This window comes from Cupriavidus sp. 207A1, assembly GCF_057798955.1.
Genome location: NZ_JBYOJO010000007.1, coordinates 1 through 13,736, shown reverse-complemented (window position 1 = coordinate 13,736; position 13,736 = coordinate 1). Strand labels below are relative to the sequence as shown.

The following is a 13,736-nucleotide window of genomic DNA, read 5'->3' as shown; positions in this document are numbered from 1 at the left end:
GCATGAACAAGCAAACCGAACCCTTCCTGCTCGACGCCGCCGCCGAACAGGTTCCGCAGGTCGGCATCTCGCGTCCGCACGAATCCGCCCACCTGCACGTGGCCGGCACCGCGACCTACACCGACGATATCCCCGAGCTGGCCGGCACGCTGCACGCCGCGCTCGGCATGAGCACGCGCGCGCACGCGCGCATCAAGTCGGTCTCGCTCGACAAGGTACGCGCCGCGCCGGGCGTGGTCGACGTGCTGACGGTGGACGACATCCCCGGCACCAATGACTGCGGCCCGATCATCCATGACGACCCGATCCTGGCGCGCGGCGTGGTGCAGTTCGTCGGCCAGCCGGTCTTTATCGTAGTGGCGACCTCGCATGACGCGGCCCGTCGCGCCGCCCGCCTCGGCGTGATCGACTACGAAGACCTGCCGCCGGTGCTGTCGCCGCAGGCCGCGCACGAGGCCGGCAGCTATGTGCTGCCGCCGATGCACCTGACACGTGGCGAACCGGCCGCGCGCATTGCCGGCGCGGCCCACCAGGACAGCGGCACGATCCACCTGGGCGGCCAGGAGCAGTTCTATCTCGAAGGCCAGATCTCGTACGCGGCCCCACGCGAGAACGACAGCATGCAAGTGTGGTGCTCGACCCAGCACCCCACCGAAATGCAACACGCCGTGTGCCATATGCTGGGCTGGCAGGCGCACCAGGTGCTGGTGGAATGCCGCCGCATGGGCGGCGGCTTCGGCGGCAAGGAATCGCAGTCGGCGCTGTTCGCCTGCTGCGCCGCGCTGGCGGCCTGGAAGCTGATGTGCCCGGTCAAGCTGCGCCCGGACCGCGACGACGACATGATGATCACCGGCAAGCGCCATGACTTCGTGTTCGACTACAGCGTCGGCCACGACGACGACGGCCATATCGAAGGCGTCAAGGTCGAGATGGTGTCGCGCGCCGGCTTCTCGGCCGACCTGTCGGGCCCGGTGATGACCCGCGCAATCTGCCACTTCGACAACGCCTACTGGCTGCCGAACGTGCAGATCGACGGCTACTGCGGCAAGACCAACACGCAGAGCAACACCGCCTTCCGCGGCTTCGGCGGCCCGCAGGGCGCGTTCGCGGTCGAGTACATCCTGGACAATATCGCCCGCACGGTCGGCAAGGATTCGCTCGACGTGCGCCGCGCCAACTTCTACGGCAAGACCGAGAACAACGTCACGCCCTACGGCCAGACCGTGGAAGACAACGTCATCCACGAGCTGATCGACGAACTGGTGGCCAGCAGCGAATACCGCGCCCGCCGCGAGGCCACGCGCGCGTTCAACGCCACCAGCCCGGTGCTGAAGAAGGGCATCGCCATCACCCCGGTGAAGTTCGGCATCTCGTTCAACGTGGCCCACTTCAACCAGGCCGGCGCGCTGGTGCACGTCTACAACGACGGCTCGGTGCTGGTCAACCATGGCGGCACCGAAATGGGCCAGGGCCTGAACACCAAGGTGGCGATGGTGGTGGCGCACGAACTGGGCATCCGCATGGAACGGGTGCGCGTGACCGCGACCGACACCAGCAAGGTGGCCAATACCTCGGCCACCGCGGCATCGACCGGCGCCGACCTGAACGGCAAGGCCGCACAGGACGCCGCGCGCCAGATCCGCGAGCGCCTGACCGCGTTTGCCGCGCGCAAGGCCGGCGTGGAGCCGTCCGAAGTGCGCTTCAACGACGACCTGGTCAGCGCCGGCGAGCTGCGCCTGTCGTTCGGCGAGCTGGCGCGCGAAGCCTACGTGGCGCGCGTGCAGCTGTGGTCCGACGGCTTCTACACCACGCCCAAGCTGCACTGGGACCAGAAGACGCTGCAGGGCCGCCCGTTCTACTACTTCGCCTACGGCGCCGCATGCTCCGAGGTCCTGGTGGACACGCTCACCGGCGAATGGAAACTGCTGCGCGCCGACGCGCTGCACGACGCCGGCCGCTCGCTGAACCCGGCGATCGATATCGGCCAGGTCGAAGGCGCCTTCATCCAGGGCATGGGCTGGCTGACCACCGAGGAACTGTGGTGGAACAAGGACGGCAAGCTGATGACGCACGCCCCGTCCACGTACAAGATCCCGACGGTCAACGACTGCCCCGAGGAATTCAACGTGCGCCTGTTCCAGAACCGCAACGTCGAGGACAGCATCCACCGCTCCAAGGCGGTGGGCGAGCCGCCGCTGCTGCTGCCGTTCTCGGTGTTCTTCGCGATCCGCGACGCCGTGGCCGCGCTGGGCGATTACCGCATCAACCCGCCGCTGAAGGCGCCGGCCACCAGCGAGGCGATCCTCGATGCCGTCGATGCCGTGCGTGCTGCGGCGGCGCAAGTGGCTGCGCAGGCAGCCTGAACGGTGGCAAGGAAGCGCGCGCCTGCGGAGGCCCCGGACTTTCCCCCCTCGACTGCGTTGACAGGCGAGGGGCCGGCGGAAGAAGCAGGCGCGCGCCACCACTGACACAAGCCATACCACGCATCACCACAAGGCCCCCGACCATGCAGGACGCACCGCTCAAACCCTTCCGCTTCGCCGACGCCGCCCGCATGGTGCGTGCCGGCGTGCCGGTGGCGATGGTCACCATCGTCGAGGTCAAGGGCTCGGCGCCGCGCGAGGCCGGCATCCGCATGCTGGTGAGCGCCGACGACCTGGTCGGCACCATCGGCGGCGGCCATCTGGAATGGCGCGGCATGGATATCGCCCGCGACATGCTGGTGCGCGGCGAGCCGCGCCGGATCGAACGCATTCCGCTGGGCCCGGCGCTGGGGCAGTGCTGCGGCGGCGTGGTGCAGCTTGCCTTCGAAGTGCTGGGCCAGGCCGACCTGGCCTGGCTCGATGCGGTCGAGCGCAATTTCGCCGCGCAGCGCGCGCTGCAGCGGCAGGTGCCGGCCCGCGGCGCGGTGACCTTTTGCGACAGCCGCGCGGTGCTCGCCGGCGTGGAGCTGCAAGCGGACGGCAGCTGGACCGACACGCTGGTGCCCGACACCATGCACGTGGTGCTGTTCGGCGCCGGCCATGTCGGCCATGCACTGGTCAAGGTGCTGGCCACGCTGCCGTGCCGCGTGCACTGGGTCGACGAGCGCGACACGCTGTTCCCCGGCGGCCTGCCCGACAACGTCGAGGCCGAGGCCAGCGACACGCCCGAGGCGGTGGTGGCGCAGGCGCCGGCGGGCAGCTACTTCCTGGTCATGACGCACAGCCACGCGCTGGACCAGACCCTGTGCGAGGAAATCCTCAAGCGCACCGATTTCGCCTACTTCGGCCTGATCGGCTCCAAGACCAAGCGCGCGCGCTTTGAACACCGCATGGCCGAGCACGGCATCGACCCGGCCAGGTTTGCGGAAATGACATGCCCCATGGGGGTTCCCGGGATCACCGACAAGGCTCCGGCTATGATTGCGGTTGCCATCGTCGCCCAGCTGCTCCAGGTCCGCGAACAGCGCCTTGCCGCGCTGCGTGCGGGCCGCACGGAGGCGGTGCATCCCTGAACCCGTGCCGCCGGTGCTGCCGGCCGGCACAGAAAAGCCCAGAAACGAGGCCCCCATGACCATCGATGCCGCGCTCGCGGAACAGATCCGCCGCACCCCCAAGGCCGAACTGCATGTGCATATCGAAGGCACGCTTGAGCCGGAACTGATCTTCCGGCTGGCGCAGCGCAACCAGGTGGCGCTGCCCTACCCCAGCGTCGACGCGCTGCGCGCCGCCTATGCCTTCACCGACCTGCAGTCGTTCCTGGACATCTACTACGCCGGCGCCAGCGTGCTGCTGACCGAGGAAGATTTCTTCGACATGACCATGGACTACGTCAAGCGCGCCGTCGCCGACAACGTCCGCCACGCCGAGATCTTCTTCGATCCGCAGACCCATACCGCGCGCGGCGTGCCGATCGGCGTGGTGATCGACGGCATTGCCGATGCCCTGGCGCAGGCCCGCACCGAGTACGACTTCTCGAGCAGCCTGATCCTGTGCTTCCTGCGCCATCTGTCGGAGGAAGACGCATTCGCCACGCTGGAGGCGGCGCTGCCGTATCGCGACCGCTTCGTCGGCGTCGGGCTCGACTCGTCGGAAAAAGGCAACCCGCCCGAGAAATTCGCGCGCGTGTTCGCCCGGGCGCGCGAGCTCGGCCTGCACCTGGTGGCGCACGCGGGCGAGGAAGGTCCGGCGCAATACGTGACCGATGCGCTCGACATCCTCAAGGCCGAGCGCATCGACCACGGCGTGCGCGCCATCGACGATGCCGCGCTGGTCGAGCGCCTGGCGCGCGAGCGCGTGGCGCTGACGGTGTGCCCGCTGTCGAACGTCAAGCTCAAGGTCTACCCCGACCTGCGCGACCACCCGCTCAAGCGCATGCTGGACGCGGGCGTGGCGATCACCCTGCATTCGGACGACCCGGCCTACTTCGGCGGCTATATGAATGCGAACTGGGAAGCCACCTTCGACGCACTGCCACTGGACGCGGCCGACGCGCACAAGCTGGCCCGCAACAGTTTTGAAGCGGCCTTCCTGCCTGCCATGCAGAAGGCCGAGTTCCTGGCGGAAGTCGACCACTTCTGGTCCGCTCCGCCCAAGTCCCCGCCCGCGACGGCCCCGGCGGCCTGAGCACGGCGCATGCCAATAGCCCGGCCTGCTGCTTGCACCGTGTGGTGCCGCGCGGGCCGGCCACGAGAGACAAACCATGACGACCCACCCCACCACTGACTCCCGTACCCGCGCCATTCGCGGCCGCGTGCTGCATTTCCTGCGCGACCCGCAATTCCATGAAGACGCGTATCAGTATTGGGACGACGGGGTGCTGATCGTCACCGACGGGCGCATCGCCGCCGCCGGCGACTACTCGCAACTGGCCGCGCGCATCCCGACCGGCGCCGAGGTCATCGACCACCGCGGCAAGCTGATCGTGCCGGGCTTTATCGACACCCACGTGCACTACCCGCAGACCGACATGATCGCGTCGCCGTCGCCGGGCCTGCTGCACTGGCTCGACACCTACACCTTCCCCGAAGAGCGCCGCTTCGCCGATCCCGACTACGCGCGCGGCGTGGCCGGTTTCTTTACCGAGGAACTGCTGCGCAACGGCACCACCAGCGCGGTGGTCTGGAGCACGGTGCACAAGGCCTCGGCCGACGCCCTCTTCGCCGAAAGCGAGGCGCGCAACCTGCGCATGGTCACCGGCAAGGTGATGATGGACCGCAACTGCCCCGAATTCCTGCGCGACACCGCCGAAAGCGGCGCCCGGGATTCCGCCGACCTGCTGTCGCGTTGGCATAACAAGGGCCGGCTGTCGTACGCGATCACGCCGCGCTTCGCGCCGACCTCGACCGAGGCGCAGCTGGCCGCCTGCGGCGAACTCGCGCGCGCCTATCCGGACGCGTTTATCCAGACCCACGTGGCGGAGAACCGTGACGAGGTCAAATGGGTGGCCGAGCTGTTCCCGGACGCGCGCAGCTACCTGGACGTCTACGACCGCTATGGCCTGCTGCGTCCCGGCGCGATGTACGGCCATGCCATCTACCTGGACCAGGACGACCGCCGCCGGCTGGCCGACAGCGGCGCCGCGGTGGCGCACTGCCCGACTTCCAACCTGTTCCTTGGCAGCGGCTTCTATGACTTCCACCAGTCCGATGCCAACCGCCTGAACGTGACGCTGGCCACCGACGTCGGGGGCGGCACCTCGTTCTCGATGTTCCGCACCATGAACGCTGCGCACAAGGTGGCACGCATGGGCGGCTACTACCTGACCGCGCTGCGCATGTTCTACCTCGCCACCCGCGCCGCGGCCGAGGCGCTGGGCTGGACCGGCCGCGTCGGCAGCTTCAGCGAGGGCTGCGAGGCCGACTTCATCGTGCTCGACCCCAAGGCCACGCCGCTGATCGCACGCCGCAGCAACCGCTCGGAAACGCTGGAAGAGGAGCTGTTTGCCTTCGCCATGCTGGGCGACGACCGCGCGATCGACAGCGTCTACGTGATGGGCGAGGTGGCCAGCGTCCCGGCAGCCTGATCCGCCACACGGCAGCATCCCGTTGCCCGCCGCGCCCGCGGCGGGCCCGCCCTTTACCGCTTCCGCCGTCCCACCGGCTTGACGACCGTCAAGACTGTCTTCGACAAAGCCTTCTAACCTTGCGGTTCCGCCGCGGCCACTCTGCCTTGCCGCGCACCAATACCGATCGACCGCAATCAGAAGGTTCTGCATGACCGCATATCAATCCGCTCAATCCGTCGAGCCCGCCCCCGAGCACGCCCAGGCGCATCCCGGCGCGCGCGCCCATGCCCCGCACCCGGCTCCGCTGCCTGAACCGATCGCGCCGGACGCGCCGCTGCCATCGCGCAAGATCATCCGCGGCTGGCTGATCCCGCTGGGCCAGCGCAGCACGCCGCGCGCACTGATGCTGTTCGCCTTCGATTACCTGCTGTTCGGCGCCGTGCTGGCCGGCGTGGTAGTGGCGCCGCACTGGGCCGCCAAGCTGGCGCTGGGCGTGCTGGCCGGCCTGGTGATCGCGCGCCTGTTTATCATCGGCCACGATGCCTGCCACCAGAGCCTGACTCCGCGCCGCGGGCTGAACAAGTGGCTGGGCCGGCTGACCTTCCTGCCGTCGCTGACGCCGTACAGCCTGTGGGAAGTCGGCCATAACGTGGTCCATCACGGCTACACCAACCTGAAGGGCTTCGACTTCGTCTGGGCGCCGTATTCGCTCGACGAATTCAACGCGCTGCCGCGCTGGCGCCGCGTGATGGAGCGCATCTACCGCACCGGCTTCGGTCCGGGCCTGTATTACCTGGTCGAGATCTGGTGGTGCAAGCTGTTCTTCCCCAGCAAGCGCCAGATGGCCACGCGCCGGTCGATCTTCACCGGCGACTGCGTGCTCGTGGCGGCGTTCGGGCTGGCCTGGATCGGCGCGCTGGTCGGCCTGGCGCTGGCCACGCAGCAGTCCGTCTGGATGCTGGTCGGCGCCGGCTTCGTGCTGCCCTTCCTGGTGTGGAACGTAACCGTCGGCTTCGTGCTGTACGTGCACCATACCCACACCAGCGTCGCCTGGTACGACACCAAGGCGATGTGGGCCAGGGCCCAGCCGTTTGTCTCGACCACCGTGCACCTGCGCTTTCGCCATGGCATCGGCGCGGCGCTGCACCACATCATGGAACACACCGCGCACCACGTCGACATGAGCGTGCCGCTGTACCGCCTCAAGCGCGCGCAGGCGCTGCTGGAGCATGCGCTGCCGGGCCGCATCATCATCGAGAACTTCTCGTGGCGCTGGTATTTCGACACGGCGCGCCGCTGCAAGCTCTATGACTTCAAGGCGCTGTGCTGGACCGATTTCCGCGGCCGCCAGACCAGCGAGAACGCGCCGGTACCGGCCTGATCGCCTTGCCGGCCGCGACGGCGGTGGACGATCCACCGCCGTCGCGGTTATAATCGCCGCTTCCATTGGGGAGTAGCCGCCCTGCTCTCACCGCGCCGCGCAATGCGGACTCCGGGGGACAGGGGCGTACGTCAACAGACTTGACCGCTTGCGGTTATGGCGTGCGCAGCTCCGGACCCGCCTGGCCAAACCGGCCCAGGCAGCGTCCATGCCTGGCGAGACCGATGACCATCCCTTTCTGGCCGGGCCGGGAAAGGGTTGCGTCATTGGCATCTCGCGATGCATTGCGGCCCGGTTACCCCACAAGACCAATATGGAAGCCTTCCTCGTCTCCACAGGCATCGTCGCTCTCGCAGAAATGGGCGACAAGACGCAATTGCTGTCGCTGGTGCTGGCCGCGCGCTACCGCAAGCCGGTGCCCATCATCCTCGGCATCCTGATCGCCACCCTGTTCAACCACGGCTTCGCCGGCGCGCTCGGCGGCTGGATCACGCACGTGGTGGGCGAAAGCCTGCTGCGCTGGATCCTCGGCCTGGGCTTTATCGCGATGGCCGCATGGATGCTGATCCCCGACAAGTTCGACGACGCCGAGCAGGCCAAACCGGTCAAGGGCTTCATTGGCATCCTCGGCACCACCCTCGTCGCCTTCTTCTTTGCCGAGATGGGTGACAAGACCCAGATCGCCACGGTGGCTCTGGCGGCGCGCTTCAGCGATGCCGTGCTGGCGGTGGTCATGGGGACGACCTTCGGCATGATGGTCGCCAATGCGCCGGCTGTGTTGCTGGGAGACAGGTTTGCCAACAAGATGCCGATCGGCCTGGTGCACAAGGTTGCCGCCGGCATCTTCCTGGTGCTGGGCGTGCTGGCGTTGCTGAATATCGGCGGATAAGCGCAAGGCAAAAAAAACGGGGCACAAGGCCCCGTTCAAACCCTCGCCGGTCCGGTACTGACGGTTGCCAACCGCTCAACCCTCCGGACCGTCGATCACCGATGCTCGGATTTCGCAGGCTGGCTCTGCACGAGCCAGCCCCGATGCTTCTCAGTTCAGGACACGTTAATTCGTAGTCTTGGCACCGCCTTCGAACCACTGCCCCAGCAGCGCGCGCTCGTCGTCGGTGATCTGCGTCACGTTGCCCAGCGGCATCGCCTTCTGCTGCACCGCCTGCTGGTAGATCAGCTGGGCGTGGGCCTTGATGTCCTCGGGCGTCTCGAGCTTGATGCCCTTGGCCGCGGTCGGCATCATCTTCGGCTGCTCGGCGTGGCATTGCACGCAGCGCGCGTTCATCACTTCCTGCACCTTGGCGAAGCTGACCGCCGCGGCGGCCTCGCCATCGGCCTTGGCCACGGCCGGGCGCGGCTGCGGCGCGATCATCACGGCGACAACTCCCAGCGCGGCGACGCCGGCGGCAGGCCACAGCACGTTGATCTTGCCCTTGTGCTTCAGGATGAAGAACTGGCGGATCAGCACGCCCGACAGCATGATCAGGATCAGCACCACCCAGTTGTACTTGTGGGCGTAGGTCATGCTGTAGTGGTTCGACAGCATCGCGAACAGCACCGGCAGCGTGAAATACGTGTTGTGCACGCTGCGCTGCTTGCCGCGCTTGCCGTGGATCGGGTCCACCGGCTGGCCGGCCTTCAGTGCCGCCACCACCTTGCGCTGGCCCGGGATGATCCACGCCAGCACGTTCGCGCTCATGATCGTCGCGACCATCGCGCCGGTCAGCAGGAACGCCGCGCGGCCCGAGAAGACATGGCATGCGACGTAAGCGGCTGCCGCGATGTAGATCGCCACCAGGATGCCGACCAGGCGGTCGTTCTTGTTGAACAGGCGGCAGATGCTGTCATAGACGATCCAGCCGATCAGCAAGTACGACACCGCAAAGCCGACCGCCGCGCCGGGCGACATGTCGAACACGTTCTTGTCGATCAGGAACGTGCTGGCGTTGAACAGGTACAGCACCACCAGCAGCGCAAAGCCGCTCATCCAGGTGGAATACGACTCCCAGTAGAACCAGTGCAGGTTCTCCGGCAACTGCTTGGGCGCGGTCAGGTACTTCTGCGGGTTGTAGAAGCCGCCGCCGTGCACCGCCCACAGCTCGCCGTCGACACCCTTCTCCTTCAGGTCCGGCGCGGTGGGCTTGGTCAGGCTGTTGTCCAGCCACACGAAATAGAACGAAGAGCCGATCCATGCGATGGCGGTGATGACGTGCACCCACCGCAGCAGCATATTGGCCCAGTCGAGGATATAGCCTTCCATGTCTTGTCTCCTGTTTCCCTATGCCACCGCGTCAGCTGCCGCGGTAGGTCGAGTACGACCAGGGCGAAACCAGGAGGGGCACGTGATAGTGCGCGTTGACATCGGCAATGCCGAAGCGCAGCGGCACCACGTCCAGGAAGGCCGGCTCGGGCAGCTTCACGCCCTGGGCGCGGAAATAATCGCCGGCGGCGAATTCCAGCTCGTACACGCCCGCGGCGAGATCGGCGCCCTCCAGCAGGGGCTGGTCGCAGCGGCCGTCGTGGTTGGTGACCACGGTCTTGAGGGTTTCGCGACGATTGTCGACAATTTTATGGAGAGTAATCGACATGCCCTGCCCGGGCGTGCCCGCAGCGGTGTCGAGAACATGGGTGGTCAAGCGTCCCATCGTATTTGTCCTTTTGCGATTGGGTTGTGAGGGGCGCCGCTGCCTTCACTAGCACCATGTGTGGGAATGGTGCCCGCTCGGTACGTCTGGTAACGCATCCCGGCGCTGGGTTGGTGCGTGGCGACAATGCGCCTGCACTTCCCCGTTGGCAATTCAGGGATTTCCCTGAGTTGTCGAAAACCTGAGTTGGTTTTGTTGACAATATTGAGGCCGCAACCAAATAATTGTCAACAATTTTTGGATCACCGTACCCTGATACGCAGGATTTACGGTGCCATGCCTGACCTGCCGGTGCCACGATGTCCAAGAGCCTGAAGCTGATTGCCGCCAACGCCGAATCCAAGGCCCAAGCCGAGGCCGGCGAGCCGACCGAGATCCCGGGCAAGCCCGCCAAGCCTGCGCGCAAGGGCTCGGTCGAGGAGCGCATGTACCACGAGATCTACGACGCGATCATGGAGCACCGGCTGCCGCCGCGCACCAAGCTCACCGAGCATTCGCTTTGCGAGATCTATGCCACCGCGCGCCACACCGTGCGCAAGGTGCTGTCGCACCTGGCGGCCGACGGCATGGTCGACCTGGAGCCCAACCGCGGCGCCTTTATCGCCAGCCCGTCGACCGACGAGGCGCACGACATGTTCGAGCTGCGCCAGATGCTGGAGCGCGCGGTGCTGGAAAAGCTGGCCGCCATGCCTGACGTCAAGGCCGTGATCGCGCCGCTGCGGCAGATGGTGGCCAACGAGCGGCAGGCCTTCCTGACGCACGACCGTCCCAAGTGGATCCGCCTGTCCGCCGAATTCCACACCGCGCTGGCGGAACTGTCGGGCAATGCACTGCTGGTCAACATGATGCGCCGCCTGGTGTCGCGCACCACGCTGATGATTGCCAGCGTGGAAGCGCCGGGCAACAACGCCTGCTCCTTCGACGAGCACGAAGAAATCCTCGACGCCCTGGAACAGGGCAACGCCGCACTGGCCCAGTCGCGCATGGCGCACCACCTCGGCGCCTGCGCCGACCGCGTGCAGCCGGACGAACCGGGCAGCTTCGATCTTCGCAGCGTGCTGGGCCGCTCCACCTAGCACGGTGTTCCCGTCACGCCCCCGCAAGAAGAAGGCAGCAGGCCCGTCGTCAGTACCGCGCCCAGGCAGTGCAAACGAGAGCGCGGCGACGGCAGGCCCATAACAACACCGACCAAACTGCCGGCACGGACGTGGCGTTCCCATCAAACCAAAGGAGAGGAGACGCACCAATGAATTCCGCAAGCACCACGGTCCCGACGGACCTCACCAACGAGCGTTTGCCTTCCGGGCGCCTGCTCGCGCTCGGGTTGCAGCACGTTCTGGTGATGTACGCCGGCACGGTTGCCGTGCCACTGATCGTGGGTGGCGCGCTCAAGCTGCCCAAGGACCAGCTGGCCTTCCTGATCAACGCCGACCTGTTCGCCGCCGGCCTGGCCACGCTGATCCAGGCCATCGGCTTCTGGAAGTTCGGCATCCGCCTGCCGGTGATGATGGGCGTGACCTTCGCCTCGGTGGCACCCATGATCGCCATCGGCACCGACCCCAATGTCGGCCTGCTCGGCATCTACGGCGCGGTGATCGCATCCGGGATCTTCGGCATCCTGATCTCGCCGATGATGGGGCGCATGCTGGGATTGTTCCCGCCGGTGGTGACCGGCACCGTGATCACGCTGATCGGCGTGTCGCTGATGCGCGTGGCCATCAACTGGTCGGCCGGTGGCCAGCCCACCACGCGCGCCGTCATCGACGGCGTCGTCAAGGAAGTGCCCAACCTGGCCTACGGCGACCTCACCAGCCTCGGCATCGCCGGCCTGACGCTGGTCATCATCCTGATGCTGACCAAATACGGCCGCGGCCTGGTCGCCAACTGCGCGGTGCTGCTCGGCATCATCATCGGCACGCTGGTGGCGATGGGCATGGGCAAGGTGTCGTTCGACGGCCTCGATGAAGCCAGCTTCGTCGCCGTCATCACGCCGCTGCATTTCGGCATGCCGACCTTCGAAGTGACCGCGATCCTGTCGATGTGCATCGTCATGCTGATCACGCTGGTGGAGTCGACCGGCATGTTCCTGGCGTTGTCGGACATCACCGGCAAGAAGCTGAGCAACGAGGACCTGACCCGCGGCCTGCGCGCCGACGGCCTGGGCACGGTGATCGGCGGCATCTTCAACACCTTCCCCTACACCTCGTTCTCGCAGAACGTGGGCCTGGTGACGGTGACCGGCGTGCGCTCGCGCTACGTCGCGGCAGCGGGCGGCATCATCCTGATCGCCTTCGGCCTGTTTCCCAAGATGGCCCACGTGGTGGCCTCGGTGCCGCAGTTCGTGCTGGGCGGCGCCGGCATCGTGATGTTCGGCATGGTCGCCGCCACCGGCATCCGCATCCTGGGTTCGTGCGATTTCAACCGCAACCGCCACAACCTGTTCATCGTCGCCATCTCGATCGGCTTCGGCATGATCCCGACGCTGGCGCCGACGTTCTTCCAGTACCTGCCCAAGTGGACCGACCCGTTCACGCACAGCGGCATCGTGCTCGGCACCATCGTGGCGGTGGCGCTGAACCTGTTCTACAACGGCATCCAGTCGCGCGAAGAGGCCATGCGCAACGCCGCGGCCAATTCGCACGGCACCGAGTAATCGAAGTACCGGCAAGGCTGGGCCGGCCCGCAGGGATCCGGCCCCGAAGCAGTACCGGCGCCGCCGCCGGCACCACTGGCATGCTCATTGCATGACGGTCGGCGCCTGCGGCGGGACGGCGGTGCCGGGTGGTTTCCTGAAGCAAGCAACGACACATGACAAACGATAACTATCCACGCGATCTCATCGGTTACGGCGCCCGCCCGCCGCACGCCCGCTGGCCGGGCGGCGCGCGCGTCGCGCTGCAGTTCGTGCTCAACTACGAAGAAGGCGGCGAAAACTGCGTGCTGCACGGCGACGCCGCTTCCGAGCAGTTCCTCTCCGAGATCGTCGGCGCCGCGGCCTACCCCGAGCGCCACATGAGCATGGAGGGCATCTACGAATACGGCTCGCGCGCCGGCGTCTGGCGCATCCTGCGCGAGTTCGAAAAGCGCGGCCTGCCGCTGACCATCTTCGGCGTGTCGATGGCGCTGCAGCGCCATCCCGAACTGACCCGCGCCTTCGTCGAGCTGGGCCACGAGATCGCCTGCCACGGCTGGCGCTGGATCCACTACCAGAACATCGACGAAGCCACCGAGCGCGAGCACATGCGCATCGGCATGCAGATCATCAAGGACCTGACCGGCGCGCTGCCGCTGGGCTGGTACACCGGCCGCGACAGCCCCAACACGCGCCGCCTCGTCGTTGAGCACGGCGGTTTCCTGTACGACTCGGATTACTACGGCGACGACCTGCCGTTCTGGACCGAGGTCGAAGTCAGCGGCGGCGAGAAGAAGCCGCACCTGGTGGTGCCGTACACGCTGGATTCGAACGACATGCGCTTCGCCACGCCGCAGGGCTTCAATACCGGCGAGCAGTTCTTCCAGTACCTCAAGGATGCGTTCGACGTGCTGTATGAAGAAGGCGATCCCGCGGGACAGGACAGCCCCAAGATGCTGTCGGTCGGCATGCACTGCCGCCTGCTCGGCCGCCCGGGCCGCTTCCGCGCGCTGCAGCGCTTCCTCGATTACGTGCAGGGACACGACAAGGTGTGGATCTGCCGCCGTGTCGATATCGCCCGGCACTGGGC

At 66.8% G+C, this 13,736-nt stretch carries 11 protein-coding genes and 1 riboswitch; of the genes, 9 read left to right on the top strand and 2 right to left on the bottom strand.

Features of this window, described 5'->3' with window-relative positions:
• Positions 1-2 precede the first annotated feature (2 nt).
• The 6 genes from xdhB to AC3FMM_RS14205 all read left to right on the top strand — a co-directional run bounded on the left by xdhB (position 3) and on the right by AC3FMM_RS14205 (position 8,258).
• Positions 3-2,363 (top strand): xanthine dehydrogenase molybdopterin binding subunit, encoded by a 2,361-nt coding sequence (xdhB, locus tag AC3FMM_RS14230; RefSeq protein WP_488686852.1) that lies wholly within the window; start codon positions 3-5, stop codon positions 2,361-2,363.
• A gap of 143 nt (positions 2,364-2,506) precedes the next feature.
• Positions 2,507-3,496 (top strand): xanthine dehydrogenase accessory protein XdhC, encoded by a 990-nt coding sequence (xdhC, locus tag AC3FMM_RS14225; protein ID WP_488686851.1) that lies wholly within the window; start codon positions 2,507-2,509, stop codon positions 3,494-3,496.
• Positions 3,497-3,551: 55 nt separating this feature from the next.
• Positions 3,552-4,607: an adenosine deaminase gene (locus AC3FMM_RS14220; RefSeq protein ID WP_062797700.1), complete on the top strand. Its 1,056-nt coding sequence runs from the start codon at positions 3,552-3,554 to the stop codon at positions 4,605-4,607.
• Positions 4,608-4,683: 76 nt separating this feature from the next.
• Complete coding sequence (gene guaD / locus AC3FMM_RS14215; RefSeq protein WP_116312312.1) at positions 4,684-6,006, top strand: guanine deaminase; 1,323 nt, start codon at positions 4,684-4,686, stop codon at positions 6,004-6,006.
• A 190-nt stretch (positions 6,007-6,196) separates the two neighbouring features.
• Entirely contained in the window at positions 6,197-7,369 is a 1,173-nt protein-coding gene (locus AC3FMM_RS14210) for a fatty acid desaturase (protein WP_488686850.1), read from the top strand.
• Positions 7,370-7,418: 49 nt separating this feature from the next.
• Positions 7,419-7,655, top strand: a riboswitch (yybP-ykoY riboswitch).
• 27 nt (positions 7,656-7,682) lie between these two features.
• Positions 7,683-8,258, top strand: a complete 576-nt coding sequence (locus AC3FMM_RS14205) for a TMEM165/GDT1 family protein (RefSeq protein ID WP_115708726.1) — start codon at positions 7,683-7,685, stop codon at positions 8,256-8,258.
• A gap of 165 nt (positions 8,259-8,423) precedes the next feature.
• Here the strand turns inward: AC3FMM_RS14205 and AC3FMM_RS14200 are convergent, their stop codons facing one another.
• Both AC3FMM_RS14200 and uraH read right to left on the bottom strand, forming a co-directional pair.
• Positions 8,424-9,629, bottom strand: a complete 1,206-nt coding sequence (locus AC3FMM_RS14200) for a urate hydroxylase PuuD (RefSeq protein ID WP_115708724.1) — start codon at positions 9,627-9,629, stop codon at positions 8,424-8,426.
• A 31-nt stretch (positions 9,630-9,660) separates the two neighbouring features.
• Complete coding sequence (uraH, locus tag AC3FMM_RS14195; RefSeq protein WP_012352291.1) at positions 9,661-10,014, bottom strand: hydroxyisourate hydrolase; 354 nt, start codon at positions 10,012-10,014, stop codon at positions 9,661-9,663.
• A gap of 299 nt (positions 10,015-10,313) precedes the next feature.
• On the opposite strand from uraH, the gene AC3FMM_RS14190 reads away from it, so the two are divergent.
• From AC3FMM_RS14190 to puuE, 3 genes are all read left to right on the top strand, one after another.
• A complete protein-coding gene (locus tag AC3FMM_RS14190) occupies positions 10,314-11,090 on the top strand; it encodes a GntR family transcriptional regulator (protein WP_115708723.1) in 777 nt (258 codons plus the stop codon).
• Positions 11,091-11,260: 170 nt separating this feature from the next.
• Complete coding sequence (locus AC3FMM_RS14185) at positions 11,261-12,667, top strand: nucleobase:cation symporter-2 family protein (RefSeq protein WP_115708721.1); 1,407 nt, start codon at positions 11,261-11,263, stop codon at positions 12,665-12,667.
• A 155-nt stretch (positions 12,668-12,822) separates the two neighbouring features.
• Positions 12,823-13,736: allantoinase PuuE (gene puuE, locus AC3FMM_RS14180; protein ID WP_488686849.1), on the top strand; the 914-nt coding region annotated here is incomplete at its 3' end.

Excerpts from the sequence above, each read along its gene's own strand:
- uraH (WP_012352291.1), bottom strand. The coding sequence starts at position 10,014 with ATGGGACGCTTGACCACCCATGTTCTCGACACCGCTGCGGGCACGCCC.
- AC3FMM_RS14220 (WP_062797700.1), top strand. The coding sequence starts at position 3,552 with ATGACCATCGATGCCGCGCTCGCGGAACAGATCCGCCGCACCCCCAAG.
- AC3FMM_RS14210 (WP_488686850.1), top strand. The coding sequence starts at position 6,197 with ATGACCGCATATCAATCCGCTCAATCCGTCGAGCCCGCCCCCGAGCAC.
- xdhC (WP_488686851.1), top strand. The coding sequence starts at position 2,507 with ATGCAGGACGCACCGCTCAAACCCTTCCGCTTCGCCGACGCCGCCCGC.
- AC3FMM_RS14205 (WP_115708726.1), top strand. The coding sequence starts at position 7,683 with ATGGAAGCCTTCCTCGTCTCCACAGGCATCGTCGCTCTCGCAGAAATG.
- AC3FMM_RS14185 (WP_115708721.1), top strand. The coding sequence starts at position 11,261 with ATGAATTCCGCAAGCACCACGGTCCCGACGGACCTCACCAACGAGCGT.
- AC3FMM_RS14190 (WP_115708723.1), top strand. The coding sequence starts at position 10,314 with ATGTCCAAGAGCCTGAAGCTGATTGCCGCCAACGCCGAATCCAAGGCC.
- guaD (WP_116312312.1), top strand. The coding sequence starts at position 4,684 with ATGACGACCCACCCCACCACTGACTCCCGTACCCGCGCCATTCGCGGC.
- AC3FMM_RS14200 (WP_115708724.1), bottom strand. The coding sequence starts at position 9,629 with ATGGAAGGCTATATCCTCGACTGGGCCAATATGCTGCTGCGGTGGGTG.
- xdhB (WP_488686852.1), top strand. The coding sequence starts at position 3 with ATGAACAAGCAAACCGAACCCTTCCTGCTCGACGCCGCCGCCGAACAG.